Raw genomic sequence first — 15,190 nt, 5'->3', positions numbered from 1 at the left:
TCAGAACCCTCCCGCGCGGATGACGGAGACGTGCCGGATGGTCTTGCCGGGCAACGGCAGGGGTGGGCCCAGATTCCAGATCGGCAGGCTCGTCGCGTCATAGGTGACCGTGACGTAGATCAGGTCAGGCTGATCAGCGTCCGCCGATACGTGAACCGCCAGATCATCGGACCGGATGAGACCGTTGGCGCCAACCGACGCAAAGGCGGTGGCCGAGGCGAGCGCCTGGCGCTCATCCAGATCAAGGCCCGCCAGCGCAGCACGGGCGGAATTGGCTGAAATCTGCTGAACGGTATGGGCCGCGCCGAAGTAGAGACCATAGGCAAGCAGAGAGACAATCATGAACAGGAAGACCGGGGAGATGATGGCAAACTCCAACGCGGCTGTGCCCGACTCGTTTTTCAATCCTTTGTAGACCATTGACTGCCTCCTTCGCCTAAGCCGGCAATCTCCTTCCTGGCAAAACCCGGCTCGCCTGCAGAAAACACTGCAGTTCTGATTATTCACCCCATGATGGCGGCCGTGTCGTTTACAGGGTGTAAAACTGAATCAGCAATCTTAACGAGTAAAAATCGGGTAGACCGCCTTGAGGTGACGGCAAAAATTTCAACTAAATCAGGGGGTGAAATCCGCTTCCTGAGAAGCCTGGCCGCAGGAATCGGCCTGAAACCGGACACCCATCCTGTTATTTCTGTCAGCGTCCGGACGACTGGGCGCAAACTTAACGGCTGGAAAATGATCGCACCCACTGCCCCGGCGTCACGGCTTCCCATGCTCCTTACGCGCGCGTAAGCCTTGAAATCAGACGCTGCCTGAGCGCGCCTATCATTAAAAAGACAGGGAGTAACAACATGGCTGATGCCTTTATCGTTGATGCCGTCCGTACGCCGCGCGGCGTTGGCAAGGTCGGCAAGGGCGCCCTCGCCCATATGCACCCGCAGCATCTTGCGGCCACCGTTCTCAGCCAGCTGCGCGACCGCAACAAGCTGGATACCGAGACCGTCGACGACATCATCTGGGGCACCTCCAGCCAGCGCGGCGCGCAAGGCGGAGACATGGGCCGCATGGCCGCCCTCGACGCTGGCTATAACGTCAAGGCTTCGGGCATGACGCTGGACCGTTTCTGCGGCTCGGGCATCACCACGGTGAGCCTCGCTGCGGCCCAGATCATGTCCGGCATGGAACAATGCGTCATCGCCGGCGGCTGCGAGATGATGAGCTACACAGCCTCGACGGCTGACCCGAAGAACCCGCCGGTGATGGATGCCGGCAATCTGCGCCTGCGCGCCTCCCACCCGCAGACTCAGCAGGGCGTCTGTGCCGACGCAATCGCCACGCTCGAAGGCATCGACCGCGAAGCCGTCGACCGGCTGGCGGTCGTCAGCCAGGAGCGCGCCGCCCGCGCCATCAAGGAAGGCCGTTTCAACAAGTCGGTTGTTCCGGTTTACAATGTGGACGGATCACTCGCTCTCGACCATGAAGAATTCCCGCGCCCCGGCACGACGATGGAGAGCCTCGCCGGCCTCAAGACCGTGTTCAACATGTACATGGACATCCCGGTCGATGATCAGGGCAACACCTATGGCAACCTGCTGACGCGCGTTTATCCGCAACTCGCAGGCAAAGTGAACCACGTCCACCATGCCGGCAACTCGTCGGGTGTTGTGGATGGTTCGGGCGGCCTGCTGCTCGCCTCGGCCGACTATATGAAGAAGCACAATATGAAGCCGCGGGGCCGCATCGTGGCGACGGCAAACATGGGCGACTGCCCGACGCTGATGCTGAACGCTCCGGTTCCGGCGGCGAAGAAAGTGCTCGAGAAAGCCGGTCTCACCACCAGCGACATCGATGTGTGGGAAATCAACGAGGCCTTCTCGGTGGTTGCCGAGAAATTCATCCGTGACCTGAAGCTCGACCGCGAGAAGGTGAACATCAATGGCGGCGCCATGGCCCTTGGCCACCCGATCGGCGCCACCGGCTCGATCCTCATCGGCACCGCGCTGGACGAGCTTGAGCGGTCGCAGAAGCGCTATGGCCTCGTGACGATGTGCGCCGCTGGCGGCATGGCGCCTGCGATCATCATCGAGCGTCTCGACGCCTGATATTAGAAGCACCAAAGCTCGCGAAACCCCGCCGGTTCAAACCGGCGGGGTTTTTTCTGAGAGGTCAATAGTCCACCCGATCCCCGAGCAGGAACTGCCGCACAGCTTCAGTCTGCCCCGCAATGAAGTGCGGGGCATCGGGCAGGAAGCGGACGGTCAGATTGCGGACATTCGCCTCAAGGCGCGCGCGCGTCTCGGCGCTGTCTATGAAAACATCCTTGCCACCAAGGATAGCCAGCACCGGCATTGTCAGGGAGCGAAGCGCCTCGTCGGTGATCTGCGGAAGGTTCGACCGGCGCGGAACGAAATGCGCGAAGGTGAGTTCCAGCAGGCCGGAGATTGCCGCCTGAGGTGCGCCGAGCGGTCCGGTGCGCTTGCCGCCAATGCGCTCAATCAGTTTGCGCTGCCCCCAGGATCCCAGCAGCAACAGTGGCAGGGCCCAGAGGAGAATGTTCAAGTTTCGCCCAACCCCACCTGGACAGAATAGCACGAGCTGGCTGACCCAGCCACGGCGGCGCACGGCATAGTCAAGCGCCAGCCAGCCACCCAGCGACGTACCGGCAATGGCGGGATGGCGGATACTGCGTGCAGCAAAGACATCGTCAAGCCAGGACGCGTGATCATCTGTCTCCAGCGGCGGGCGCATCTCAGCACTGAAACCCGCATCGCCGATGATGTCGATCGCGATGATCCGGAAATACTGCTGCCAGTCTGCCACGTCGACCATCCAGCTGGCCGAGTTCGACGCCGTGCCATGCAGCAGCACCAGCGGCGGCGCCTCTGCCGGACCGGATTCGATGACAAAGGTTTCGCCATACCGGGTCGGCACATGGAAGGCGCGGTATTCACCTGGCCAGTGGCCGAGCGCCTTCGAATACCGTTCACGGACGATCTCCGACCCCTCTGGCGACTTCCAGACCGATGCCATGTCTTCTTATCCTTCTAGGCAGATGTCCACGAGGCCGAGCAGGCCTGCCACGTCATTGGGCGAACCGACAGCAATGACTTTCAGCGTCCGGCGCACGGGATCATGCGCAAGGTTGACGGATAGCGGATCGCCTTGCGGGTTTGGAACAGCGACCGCCCCCATCAGGCTTGCGGTCATCCGCTGGAGCAGGCGCTCATCCACATCCGGTACATCAACCACGGCCGTGACGCGGGCGCTGGGTCCAGCCTCGGAAACGCTAATTCCGGCAAGGGCATCAAGGTCGGACCCAAGGATGCGGTATTGCTTGCCGATCTTGGTCGCCTTCAGGCGCCCTTCGCGGATAAAACGCAGGATGGTGCGGGTATGCAACTGAAGACGCTCGGCGGCGGCCTCGACGGAGAAGAGTTTATTTGTCACTTTATGATACCTATTATTCGTTTGATGATGTATAATGCTGTACTTTACGGAGTCAATCTCTGAATTGTTGGTCCGCACGAACTGGATGCGTGGAAACGGATGCCACCGGTCAGGTGACAGGCAGCAACCAAGCCGCTATCGCTCCCGCGATGATGGACCCGATTGTTTTTGATACCTTGCTGCTGGCGCTGGATACGGGCGCCGTTCCCGTGCCTGAAACTGGGCCGATCCTGGTGCTGAATGCCGAACCGGGCGGCTGGCTGGCGCAATTGCCGAAGGAGCGCGTGGTCTGCCGCACCAGCATGAAGCCGGCCTATGACGCGCTGAAGGCGGCTGGGTACTCCGTGCTGGAGCCTGATAGCGTGGACATTCCCGAAGCGATGCTGACGATCGTGGTGCCGCCCCGGCAGCGCGACTATGCCCGCGCGCTGTATGCCCGCGCGCTGCTGGCAGCGCCCGAGGGCGGCTATGTGCTGGCAAGCCTGCCCAACACGCTGGGCGGCAAGACAGCGGAGAAGACGCTGGCCGAGATCGCTGGAGACGCCGAAAGCCTGTCGAAGCATAAATGCCGGGCCTTCTGGACCGTGAAACATGCCAGCCTTGTCAATGAAGACCTGGCGCAGGACTGGATCGAAGAGGATGCCCCGCGCGAGATCGAGCCGGGCCTCTGGAGCCGGCCCGGCCTTTTCAGCTGGGACCGGATTGATCCGGGCAGTGAGCTTCTGGCCGACAGTGTGCCCGAATACACCAAGGGCATTGGCGTGGATATTGGCGCAGGCAATGGCTTCCTCAGCCGCGAAATCCTCCGCCATTGCGCGAATGTTGAGCGGATGGACCTGTTCGAGGCCGATTACCGCGCCCTCTTCTGCCAGGAGCAGACGATGGCGGAGTTTGCTGATCGCTGCAGGCTGAGCTGGGGCGACGCGCTGAAGGATATGCCGCGGGCGACCTATGATTTCGCCGTGATGAACCCGCCTTTTCATACGGGGCGGGCGGACAATTCGGAGCTGGGCCGTGCCTTCATCCGCGCCGCCGCCGCCACGCTGAAACCCTCCGGCACCCTATGGCTGGTGGCCAACCGGCATCTTCCGTATGAGGCAGAACTCTCCGCCTGCTTCCGCAGCCAGGAAATGCTGGAAGACGAAGACGGCTACAAGATCATCAAGGCCGAAAAGCCCAAGCGCCAGAAGTGATCAGGATCTGAGCCGAACCATGAACGACACACGCAAGCTGGCAAAACATCTCGCCGGGCTCGGATACGGGTCACGTAAGGAGATGGAAGCGGCGATCCGGCGCGGCCGGGTGACCGGCTGGGGCGAGGAGGTGCGTTTTGATGGCGAGCCGCTGGACCCCGCGCCCGGCATGGTGCTGATGCTGCACAAGCCAGCGGGCTATACCTGTTCGCATCAGGATCAGGGAAAGCTGGTATATGATCTTCTGCCGCCGCGTTTCCTGAAGCGCGATCCGAAACTTTCCTCCATCGGACGGCTTGATGCGGACACGACAGGGATTATTCTGTTTACGGATGATGGCGCCATGTTGCACCGGCTGATCTCGCCCAAATCGGATATTCCGAAAACCTATGAAGCCACCCTCGCCCGGCCTCTGGAAGGCTTTGAGCAGGAATTCTTCGCTTCAGGTTCCCTCATCCTGCGCGGCGAGGACAAGCCCTGCCTGCCCGCCACGCTGGAAGTCACCGGCGAGCGCGCCGCCCGCCTCACCCTCACCGAAGGGCGCTACCATCAGGTGCGCCGCATGTTCGCCGCCGCCGGCAACCATGTGGAAACCCTCCACCGCGCCCGCTTCGGCCCCCTGGAACTGGGCGACCTGCGCGAGGGAGAGTGGCGGCTGCTAACGGACGCGGAGCGGGCTGGGCTGAGCTGACAAGCTGACGATAAAACAAATATCCTTATCTGGTTGGCTCGAATGCAAACCGGGGCTCCAGTTCCAAAACTTGCCGGCCCGCGTTGATCGCAGTCATGATCTCCGTGCTTGGGATGATATAAACCTCCCCTCGCCCAAAGGATGTAAGCACAATATCCATGCGTCCATCGCCATCGATATCTGATATTGAAGACATGCCTGTGGTAAGGCCGAGGCCTCCACGAGGGACCCCTCTTATCTCCAGACTTTGCCCCGGTGCCAACGCCTCCACATCAATTCTCTGGCTCCCGCTTCCAAGAATGGCAGATCCCAAAACAATGCGGACGACCGGCCCCTCCTCGAAATTGGAAAACTTCGGGATGCCCAAGGCGATATCCTGGATTCCATCGCCATCAATATCGCCGATACCGACACTGTCGGCTTCCCCCATTGCATCAGCGGCGAACAAGATTCGGGTCGCGGCCTCGTTTCCCAGCGCCAAGCTCAATTGAGGCGCATTTTCATAATAGTCGGCAAAGGTCCGCCCCTCGGCGATCAGGGCTATATTTCCAGAGTTGAGCGAGCTGTCCATGCTGAAAACCACGTCAGGAATACCATCAGCCGACATATCTGGTGATTGGCGGCTAAACCAAGGCATACGGATGAAATGAGAAAAAGGTAGTGCGATACCCGTCATATCCACGAGCACGTTTCGCGGCGCAGAGGCGATATCGTCGCCAGACACATAGCTGCCCGACAAATGCGATCCGGCGGCCAACAGTTCATCTTTACCATCACCATCGAAATCCCCTGGTGAAAGCAATCTGGCGCCCGGCCCGGAAAAGCCAGCTGACGGGCTTAGTTGGGTAAATAGTGCAACCTCACTATTCGTATCGACACGGATCGTTCCCAGAGCGCGGGACCTGGCGAGAGTGTCGCCAAAAATAACATACATCCGTGAAGTAAATCCGCTGGTCGGGGACTGCATATCTGGAAGACTGATAATAACATCCGGAACGCCGTCCCCATCAAAATCCCCGCTGAGGACATCCAGATTCAAGCGGGAAATATTGCCTGCACCCGAAAAGGCCAACGCCTGGCCAGGAGAACTGGTGAGCAAATTTATGCTTCCAGGATTTGCAGCCAGCGCACTGCCCCAAACAAGATATGCATAAGGACGATCAAGGGTTGCCACACTTGTCTGAGATGAAGTGCCAGGACGGATTCCGATAAGCACTTCGGGCAACCCATCACCATCCACATCACCAATCGGGTTGGGGATAAACGTTTCCTGGGCTCCTCCGACCACGCCCGTGAAAGGAAGCGGGAAAGGCGCAAAGAGACGAACGCCCTCATTATTCGCCAGCATGGAAAGGTCGATGTCTCCGGCACCCGTTTCCGAAAATGCATCACGCAGCGTTTTACCGTAGACGATATAAGCTTCGGGCTGGGGACTGGTTCCATCGGTTACAATTGCGGTCTCCACCCAGAGTTCATCCAGCCCATCCCCATCAAGGTCTCCTAGGTTCGCAGTGGAGTGAACAATTCCTTTGAGGCGCACGCCAGAAGTGACGATAGTATCGACGTTAACTGGGGTAACAGAAAGGTTGCAGCCAATCTGAACCCCTGCCTGACTATACTGTACCGCAAAATCAATATTGTTGTTGGGCTCCATCTGGTCTGCGTCGAAAGCCCGGTTCAGAGAAAGCTCGCCCGTAGTCTGATCAAGTTGAAAGGCAGATTCAAAATCCTCGCGTCCCCACAAACCATTTGGGAAACGGACCAGTTGAAGCTGACTATACGTACCGGGGCCATCTTCATCGAAGCCATCAAATGTATAAACTAGGCCCGTTTCATTCTCATACCAATCAACCTGAGCACGGTATGTGCACTGCGGCGGATCGTCCGCATCCGTTATGGCTACGCGGATAACCGCTGTGGTCGTCGCTTTGCCGTCTGAAAGCGTGATGGTCTGCTCATAAACATTGTCACCGTTCACATCCTCAGGCTGTTCATAGTTGAGCGTCCGATCAGGCGGGTTGAGGGTCACCACACCGCCGTCCGAACCAACCGTCACCTGAAACAGGTGGCCATCGCCCAGAGCGTCATCACGAATGACGATGTTGTCGCCATCAGCATCAGTAACCGTAAGAATGAACGCAATCTGCTGGTTCTCACTGAACGTAAACGATGTTGGGCTGGTAAACCTCGGGGGCGAGTTTCCCGAGCCGCCGCCGATGCCGCCCCCACCTCCTCCGCCACCACCGCAGGCTGTCAGTGCAAAGGTGAGGAGGGCGCACGTGGCGACCGCGCGCAGCTGGGTGAAATTCATGGAAAAGGCCCCGGATAAAATCTGTAGTTACCAGAATTCTATGACAGGTTTTTCAAACTGCCATCACCTGGCTTCTCCCTGACGGCGAAAACTCACAGCCGTTTCCCGCAGGCGATGAAACGTGCCGGTGAACCTCCGCCCTAGCGCGGCGCAGCGCCAGCCGCTATCTCCCTCGCCATGGCTCAACCTCCCCTGATTACCCTCACCGATGTGCGCCTTTCCTTTGGCAATACGCCCCTGTTCGAGGGGGTGACGCTGGCGCTGTCGAAAGGCGAGCGGGCCGCGCTGGTGGGTCGCAATGGCGCGGGCAAGTCCACGCTGATGAAGATTGTATCTCAGCAGGCCGAGCCAGATTCCGGCGAGGTATGGCGCCAGCCGGGCGTGACCTTTGCGAATGTCGCGCAGGAGCCCGACCTCTCCGGCTATGCCACCGTGCTCGACTATGCGAGCGACGGGCTGGAGGCCGCCTATATGGCGGAGGCGGAACTGATGGAATTCGGCATTGATCCGGCCGCCGACCCCAAAACGCTTTCCGGCGGGCAGATGCGGCGCGCGGCGCTGGCCAAGGCGTTTGCGCAGGAGCCGACGATCCTGCTGCTCGACGAGCCGACGAACCATCTCGACGTGCCGATGATCGAGTATCTGGAAGGCCGGCTGAAGGCGTTCAACGGGGTTGTGCTGGTGGTGAGCCACGACCGGCGCTTCCTGGAGAACATCTCCACCAATACGCTCTGGCTGCGCCAGGGCAAGGTGCTGAAAAGCCCGGAAGGCTATGTGAAGTTCGATCAGTGGGCCGAGCAGATCGAGGAGGAGGACGAGCGCCAACTGAAACGGATGACAACCCACCTCAAGGACGAGCAGCACTGGCTGGCCCGCGGCGTCACCGCGCGGCGCAAGCGCAATCAGGGCCGGCTTGCCCGGCTGCGGCAGCTGAAGGTGGAGCATGCGCAGGTGCGCAGCGCGCTGAATGACCGGAAGGCTTTGGCAACGATTACGGCGGATGCGGGCGACTCCCTCAGCAAGAAGGTGATCGAGGCCAAGGGGCTTTCGAAAACCTATCAGACCCCGGAGGGAACCGATCTCGTCATCGCGAAGGATCTTGACCTGCGCATCCTGCGGGGCGACCGGATCGGCATCATTGGGCCCAACGGGGCGGGCAAGACGACGCTGGTGCGCCTTCTGCTGGGCGAAATACCGCCTGATGCCGGTACGCTTTACCATTCAAAGACGCTGCAGGTGACCTATCAGGACCAGACACGCGACACCCTCAATGCAAGGGACACGATCTGGGAAGCGCTGGCGCCAGAGGGCGGGGATTCCATAATGGTGCAGGGGCACCAGCGCCATGTGGCCGCCTATGCGAAGGACTTCCTGTTCAAGCCCGAACAGCTGCGCCAGCCTGTCGGCGCGCTGTCGGGCGGAGAGCGTAACCGGCTGGCCCTCGCTATTGGCCTGGCGCGTACGTCTAACCTTCTGGTGATGGACGAGCCGACCAACGACCTCGACATGCAGACCCTCGACCTCCTGGAAGACATGCTGCTGAATTATGAAGGCACGCTGATCCTCGTCAGCCATGACCGGGCGTTTCTGGATGCGACGGTGACAAGCTGTCTCTCGCCCATCGGCGGGGGAGAGTGGATCCAGACCGCGGGCGGCTGGAGCGACGCGCAGGAACAGCTGAAAGACGTGCGCCGCAAGGATGCTCCGAAGGCGGAGCCTCAGAAATCGCCAGCCGCCGCGCCTGCCCCGGCCAAGCCCAAACCGCAGACCAAGCTCTCCTACAAGGACGAGCACCGGCAGAAAGAGATCAACGCGCTTATTCCCAACCTCCAGGCGGAGATTGCAAAGCTCGAGGCTGACCTTGCCGACCCGCAGCTCTATGCCCGCGATCCCAATGGCTTCAACAAGAAGTCTGCCCGCATCGGCGCAGCGCGCGATGAGCTGGAAGGGATCGAGATGGAATGGCTGGAGATCGAGGAAAAGCGGGAAAGCCTCGGCAGCTAGGCCCCCGATTTTGAAGGCAAACGCTTCGTTAACGGGGTGGGGGTAGTCTGCCCGGTGGATAAATGCCGGGAGTCCCTAGCCATGCGCCTTGCCACGCTGATCGCCGCCGCCTGTCTTGGCCTTGCCGCCAGCGCCCATGCCGATGGTAAGGATGGCAAGACGCTCTCGGTCCCGCCGATTGCGCCGCTGGAAGCCACCGGAGCGATGCAGGAGGCCGCCTACACCGCGCCGCCGAGCCATGAGCCGAACACCTATCGCTTTGGCGCGACCTATTCTGTCACCGACACCGCAACGGCGCTTATCTGCGAGGCGGCCTGCGACAGCGACGCAAGCTGCAAGGCCTGGTCATTCGTGGACACCTATGGCGCCTCACCTGCCCGCTGCGAACTGAAGGCAGGCCAGGGGCGGAAGGAAGAAAACCCGCTCGCCACCTCCGGCGTGGCCACAAAGCTGAAAACGGCAACCCTGGGCGATATGCCGGTGCCTGTCCCGGCGCCCGCAGCCGATCCGGGCCAGCTCAGCGGCGGGGTTACGCCAGAGCCCGTTCCTTCGTTGCCGTAAAGCGGATGCCGGGGTTTTTCTCCTGGGCATAGCCGACATCCCAGGCATTCTTTGCAAGGTATACGGGCGCGCCATCCAGGTCCGTGCCAGTGGCTGATTTGTTCCGCTCAAGGAACTCTTCGAGTTTCTTCGGATCGTCCGATGCCATCCAGCGGGCCACGTTATAGGGCGCCTGCTCGAACATGACTTCGAGATTGTATTCCGCCGTCATCCGCTCGATCATCACCTCGAACTGAAGCTGGCCGACCGCGCCGACGATCATGTCTGAGCCAATAGCGGGCAGGAAGAGCTGGGTGACGCCCTCTTCGGCCAGGCTTTCCAGCGCCTTGCGCAGATGCTTGGCCTTCATCGGATCTTTCACGCGGGCGCGGCGCAGAAGCTCGGGCGCAAAGTTCGGGATGCCGCCGAACTGGATGTCGCCATTCTCCGAAAGCGAGTCACCCACGCGCAGTTGGCCATGGTTGGGCACGCCGATCACATCGCCGGCATAGGCAGTCTCAGCGATTTCCCGGTCCTGCGCCATGAACATCAGCGGGTTATGGATGTTGAGCTGTTTGCCGCTGGTGGTTTTGAGGCGCATGCCGCGCCGGAACTCGCCCGAGCAGAGCCGCAGGAAGGCCACGCGGTCGCGGTGGTTGGGGTCCATGTTTGCCTGGATCTTGAAGACAAATCCGCTGACGGAGGGATCATCCCGCGAGATCATCACCTCGGCGCCTTTTTTGACCGCCTTCTGGGCACGCGGCGCCGGGGCATAGGAATGCAGGGTGCGCAGGAGTTCCGCCACACCGAAATAGCGCAGCGCCGAACCAAACACCACAGGCGTCATATTCCCGGCGCGGAAGGCTTCCGGATCAAATTCCGGCAGCAGGCTGCGCGCCATTTCGATGCCTTCCACCATCTCGGCGAAAACGTAGGGGTCGAGATTGGCTTTAAGGCTCTCAGGCTCGCCGGAGATTTCCGTGGCCGGACCAATCCGGGCAGGCTCGCCCGGGCGGCGCTCGAACTGCAGGAACTGGTTGCGGGCAAGGTCCAGCATGCCGGCAAAGCGCTGGCCGCTGGCGGCGGGCCAGTAGAGGGGCGCGGTATCAAGTTGCAGCTTGTCCTGCACTTCATCGAGCAGCGCGATGGGCTCAAGCGCTTCACGGTCCATCTTGTTGATGAAGGTGACGATGGGGATGTCTCGCATACGGCAGACTTCAAACAGCTTCAGCGTCTGCGGCTCGATCCCCTTGGCGGCGTCGAGCACCATGACGGCGCAGTCAGCCGCCGTCAGCGTGCGGTAGGTGTCTTCGGAGAAGTCTTCGTGGCCCGGCGTGTCGAGCAGGTTGAACATGAAGCCGTCAAACTCAAACGTCATCACCGAGGCCGAGACCGAGATGCCCCGATCGCGCTCGATCTTCATCCAGTCAGACTTCGTCCGCCGCGCCTCGCCGCGCGCAGCCACCTCGCCGGCCGCCCGGATGGCGCCGCCCGCGAGCAGCAGGTTCTCCGTCAGCGTCGTCTTGCCCGCATCCGGGTGCGAGATAATGGCAAAGGTGCGCCGCCGGGCGGCTTCGGTTACGTGCGACATGGGTCAGGTTCTCTCTTCGCCGGAGGCCCTAGCCGATTTGGCGAATGGAATGAAGGGGCTGGCTGTGGCGGGGCATTAGGCGGTTCGGCCCCAAGCGGAGCCGCGTGGCACATTGAATACACTCACCGTCCGCAGTAGTTTTGATTAATGCGGACGACCACTCCAACGGCTTTCAGTCTATCCTTCAGGGGGCCTGAGGGACCCTACACTATCCATTTCGACCCGACGGACGAATGGGACGGGGTAATAAATGTATCTATCGGCGGGCTGGCTATGCGCTGGCACGTAACGAACACCGACGAGGAAGCTGGCGGTTCAGTTGTGCTAGGCGGGATGACGAACGGCAGCGAGCGGCTATGGAAGGACCAGTTTTGGTTTGAGCTTCGTTTCAACGATGTGCCACCGCTGATCCGATATTGGGGCGATCAAGTTGTTTGGCGTGAAGATCAAGCCGTCTGACCGTCGATACCCGTTTCCGAAGCTTTGTGCAGCCTAAGTCAGGCCGCCCGCGTCCAGAACGCACCCGTATCAGCGCCCCGGCCTTCGGCGAGGCGCGTGCGGACGGCGTCGAGGATGGCTTCGGGCAGGATCGTCAGGCGGGCTTCGGCCACACGGCCATCATGCACGGGGAACAGTGCGGCATTGGCGCCGGTCTTGGCGATGATCAGGGCGGCGAGATCGTCGACCATGGCGCGGTCTGGCACCTGGCCCCGGTCATGCACCGCCTGCAGGCGGCTGCGCACCAGCTCCATCGCCTCCCGCGGCCGCATCCCATGCACATCGCCGCCGAACACGGCCTTGCGGACGAGCAGCCGCATCTCCGGCGCCTCGATCTCGGTCACGATGTCATTCAGAAGGAACAGCATTGCCGCCCAGGCCCCCGATTATCCCAGCAGGCCACAACCTGCTGGGATAGGGTAAACAGGCGGTTTATGGCGCTGGCCTCAGCGGTTGAGTTTCAGCCCGAGGGCTTCCATCAGGGCGCCGGTGCGCGCATTTGCGCCGCAAGCACCTTCATGCGCGTCAATCGCAGTCACGAGTTCTGCCTCGGCAGCGTCCCATTCTGGCTGGCGGTCGGTCCAGGCAAGCTCGGCGGCGCGGATTTCGGCGCGGAAGAAGTCGATCTCGGCCTGGCGCTCGGGCGTATTGCCCTTGGTGTCGATTTCCTTGCGGACGAGGCCACGCTCCTTTTCAGCGTCCTCAAACCGGGTCTGCACGGCCATCCGCTCATTATTGGCGGCTTTGACGGCGAGGCCCGCCTTGTTCACATCGGCCACATAGGATTCGCAGGCCATAGCGGCAGGCGTAAGCGTCAGCGCGGCGAGGGCGCAGGCAATGATCAATTTCATGGAATCTCCTCCTGTCAGTGAAGGGAGGATGCCTCGCGCATTGCGTTCTGGCCAGATTACAGTCGCATCAGCCTTGCGGCGCAAACATGGCAGCCCGTCAGGCTGGGTCCCCTTCAACATCTTCCGTCAGGAAGTGCCGGCCCTCCCGGTCTTCGATCTCGATGACCCAGAGGTCGCTGTCGCGTGTCTTCGCGCGGCGGACATAATCGTCCACGGCCGCTTCATCCGGACCGATCCCCTGAACAGTGAGGTTCAGGAAGATACGCTCGCCCTCAAGGCTCATGGAGGGAATATAGGCCGCAGCCGTACCATCCAGCCGGGCGACCTTCACCAGCACATCGCCGCGATCTTCATCGCCGTGCTGGGTGACGAACGCGCTGGCCCCGGCAAGATTTGCCCGGCGGATCAGCGCGTCCGTCCATAGTCTGGCTGGCAGGCGTTCCATCATCGGTCCGAATGTCCCGCCTCACGCCTGCCCGTCAAGCATCAGGCGCCGCCAAAGGCACACTGCATGCCGGTGCTCATCATCGCGCTCATGATCTTGGACTGTTCTTCAGCCGGGAGGTTATCGAGAACTTCACCGCCCTTTTCTTCCCCCTGCGCCATCGCTTTGGCGACCATGTTGAACGTCTTGGCGTCGAGACTTTTTTCCAGGCCATCGGCGATACAGGAACACATTGCCTGGTCCTCACCCGCATCGGTGCAGGCTTTCACCATGGTTGCCTTGGACCCGCCCGTGCCACCACATGCCGTCAACGCAAGCGCCAGCGCGCCTGCCACAATTGCCATTCTCATTTTGAGATATCCCCTTGGCTGATAGTAATAGGCAAGCGTGACACGCTTCGCGGGGCTATGCCACCGCTTTTTCGGCCCGCCTGGAGGCGGGCTCAAAGGCCGAACGCAAAAGTCAGCCGGTCTCTCAGGATCGCCCGGTTCTGGCTTGTCAGGCCCTTGTTGCGTGCCGCCGCCGCCATTCTGGCCAGGCCTCCGCGCGCTTCCGGAGAGCGTATGATGTGGAGGCAAGCCTGCACCAGATCGTCTTCTCCCAGCACGCAGATGAAGTGTTCGCCTTCGGTCAGCCCCAGGCCCTCGGCGCCGACCGGCGTGGTGATGACCGGAACGCTGTGCTCCAGCGCGTCGATGATCTTTGTCTTGATGCCCGTGCCCTGAAGGAGGGGCGCCACCAGCACGGCGTTGCCTGCCAGGAAGGCGGAAAGGTCAGGCACGAAGCCAGCCACCTCGACCTTCTGATAAGCCGCATGGGCCAGCGGCTTGCCGGCAGCCTGGAAGCTGTAATCTGCATCCGAACTGCTTGTGTCCCGGCTAATTTGAACCGCCGCACGGTCGAGCAGTTCAAGCGCTTCGGCATTGGGCGCGTATCCGGCATTGCCAATGAAGACAAAGCGCACACTCCGGCTAAAATCCTGCTGCGGCACGGGAAATTCGTTGATCAGAGGCGGGAAGGCAACGACATCGGCTTTCCCGGGGCAATCAGTCCGCATCTCATCGGCTTCCAGAGCCGACACCATCAGGATCGCGTCAAACACGTCCGCAGCACGCCGCTCGGAGCGTTCCATCAGGCTCTTTTCCACACGCAGCAACAGCTTCTTGAGCCTGGGCACCAGCACGCGGATGGCGCCTGGCAGCCGCGCTTCGAATGTGCCGCCCAGATCGCCTACGGTCTCGTTGGCCAGCATCCGCTGATACCGTTTCGACAAGCGGTCATCCATGTCCAGGACCAGACGAATGCCCGGATAGCGGCGATGAATGGCCAGGGCGAGATGGGAGAGGCGCGCCATGTCGAACACGATCACATCCGGGCGAATGCGTTCCACCGCTTCCATGACAGCCGCTGTCGCCGGTTTGTTCAGAAACAGGTGACTCTGCAGCGGCAACAAGGGGCGCCTCAGTATACTTCCGGCAATCCCCATCATCCCGGACATGTCCAGCATCGCAGAAGATCTGATATTGACGTGATCTGGAGAAATTGGTCCGGATTTGATGTTAGTTTTCCGGCGGATTTCCTGAAGGAGGAAGTTCGCGATGAAGAAGAAGCGCTATTCA

15 protein-coding genes are annotated in these 15,190 nt (G+C 61.0%); 5 read left to right on the top strand and 10 right to left on the bottom strand.

Going from position 1 to position 15,190, the window contains the following annotated elements:
* Positions 1-420 carry a TadE/TadG family type IV pilus assembly protein gene (locus ACQKI2_RS18005; RefSeq protein WP_427381004.1) on the bottom strand — a complete coding sequence of 140 codons (420 nt, stop codon included), beginning with the start codon at positions 418-420 and terminating at the stop codon, positions 1-3.
* Positions 421-851: 431 nt separating this feature from the next.
* Here ACQKI2_RS18005 and ACQKI2_RS18000 point away from each other — a divergent pair, with 431 nt between their 5' ends.
* Entirely contained in the window at positions 852-2,102 is a 1,251-nt protein-coding gene (locus tag ACQKI2_RS18000) for an acetyl-CoA C-acetyltransferase (protein WP_427381003.1), read from the top strand.
* Positions 2,103-2,166: 64 nt separating this feature from the next.
* Here ACQKI2_RS18000 and ACQKI2_RS17995 read toward each other — a convergent pair whose 3' ends face one another.
* Both ACQKI2_RS17995 and ACQKI2_RS17990 read right to left on the bottom strand, forming a co-directional pair.
* Positions 2,167-3,030 carry an alpha/beta fold hydrolase gene (locus tag ACQKI2_RS17995; RefSeq protein WP_427381002.1) on the bottom strand — a complete coding sequence of 288 codons (864 nt, stop codon included), beginning with the start codon at positions 3,028-3,030 and terminating at the stop codon, positions 2,167-2,169.
* A gap of 6 nt (positions 3,031-3,036) precedes the next feature.
* Positions 3,037-3,447, bottom strand: coding sequence for a helix-turn-helix domain-containing protein (locus ACQKI2_RS17990; RefSeq protein ID WP_427381001.1), 411 nt, complete (start codon positions 3,445-3,447; stop codon positions 3,037-3,039).
* 113 nt (positions 3,448-3,560) lie between these two features.
* Here ACQKI2_RS17990 and ACQKI2_RS17985 point away from each other — a divergent pair, with 113 nt between their 5' ends.
* Positions 3,561-4,640, top strand: coding sequence for a class I SAM-dependent methyltransferase (locus tag ACQKI2_RS17985; RefSeq protein WP_427381000.1), 1,080 nt, complete (start codon positions 3,561-3,563; stop codon positions 4,638-4,640).
* A gap of 19 nt (positions 4,641-4,659) precedes the next feature.
* Complete coding sequence (locus ACQKI2_RS17980) at positions 4,660-5,331, top strand: pseudouridine synthase (protein ID WP_427380999.1); 672 nt, start codon at positions 4,660-4,662, stop codon at positions 5,329-5,331.
* Between the two features lie 25 nt (positions 5,332-5,356).
* Here ACQKI2_RS17980 and ACQKI2_RS17975 read toward each other — a convergent pair whose 3' ends face one another.
* Positions 5,357-7,642 carry an Ig-like domain-containing protein gene (locus ACQKI2_RS17975; RefSeq protein ID WP_427380997.1) on the bottom strand — a complete coding sequence of 762 codons (2,286 nt, stop codon included), beginning with the start codon at positions 7,640-7,642 and terminating at the stop codon, positions 5,357-5,359.
* Positions 7,643-7,819: 177 nt separating this feature from the next.
* Between ACQKI2_RS17975 and ACQKI2_RS17970 the strand changes: the two genes are divergently transcribed.
* A complete protein-coding gene (locus ACQKI2_RS17970; RefSeq protein ID WP_427380996.1) occupies positions 7,820-9,646 on the top strand; it encodes an ABC-F family ATP-binding cassette domain-containing protein in 1,827 nt (608 codons plus the stop codon).
* Between the two features lie 81 nt (positions 9,647-9,727).
* Positions 9,728-10,207: a PAN domain-containing protein gene (locus tag ACQKI2_RS17965; protein WP_427380995.1), complete on the top strand. Its 480-nt coding sequence runs from the start codon at positions 9,728-9,730 to the stop codon at positions 10,205-10,207.
* Here ACQKI2_RS17965 and ACQKI2_RS17960 read toward each other — a convergent pair.
* From ACQKI2_RS17960 to ACQKI2_RS17935, 6 genes are all read right to left on the bottom strand, one after another.
* Entirely contained in the window at positions 10,176-11,777 is a 1,602-nt protein-coding gene (locus tag ACQKI2_RS17960; RefSeq protein ID WP_427380994.1) for a peptide chain release factor 3, read from the bottom strand. The two genes, ACQKI2_RS17965 and ACQKI2_RS17960, sit on opposite strands and share 32 nt — an antisense overlap.
* A gap of 497 nt (positions 11,778-12,274) precedes the next feature.
* Entirely contained in the window at positions 12,275-12,643 is a 369-nt protein-coding gene (locus ACQKI2_RS17955; protein WP_427380993.1) for a hypothetical protein, read from the bottom strand.
* Between the two features lie 78 nt (positions 12,644-12,721).
* Positions 12,722-13,126 (bottom strand): hypothetical protein, encoded by a 405-nt coding sequence (locus tag ACQKI2_RS17950; RefSeq protein WP_427380992.1) that lies wholly within the window; start codon positions 13,124-13,126, stop codon positions 12,722-12,724.
* A gap of 97 nt (positions 13,127-13,223) precedes the next feature.
* The gene (locus ACQKI2_RS17945) at positions 13,224-13,574 is read right to left on the bottom strand and encodes a DUF1491 family protein (protein ID WP_427380991.1); all 351 of its coding nucleotides are present in this window, start codon (positions 13,572-13,574) and stop codon (positions 13,224-13,226) included.
* 38 nt (positions 13,575-13,612) lie between these two features.
* Entirely contained in the window at positions 13,613-13,921 is a 309-nt protein-coding gene (locus ACQKI2_RS17940; protein WP_427380990.1) for a hypothetical protein, read from the bottom strand.
* 92 nt (positions 13,922-14,013) lie between these two features.
* A complete protein-coding gene (locus ACQKI2_RS17935) occupies positions 14,014-15,021 on the bottom strand; it encodes a glycosyltransferase (protein WP_427380989.1) in 1,008 nt (335 codons plus the stop codon).
* Positions 15,022-15,190 lie beyond the last annotated feature (169 nt).

This window comes from Hyphomonas sp. NPDC076881 (assembly GCF_050269995.1).
Classification (GTDB): Bacteria; Pseudomonadota; Alphaproteobacteria; order Caulobacterales; family Hyphomonadaceae; genus Hyphomonas.
This window is presented reverse-complemented; position numbering and strand designations above follow the sequence as displayed.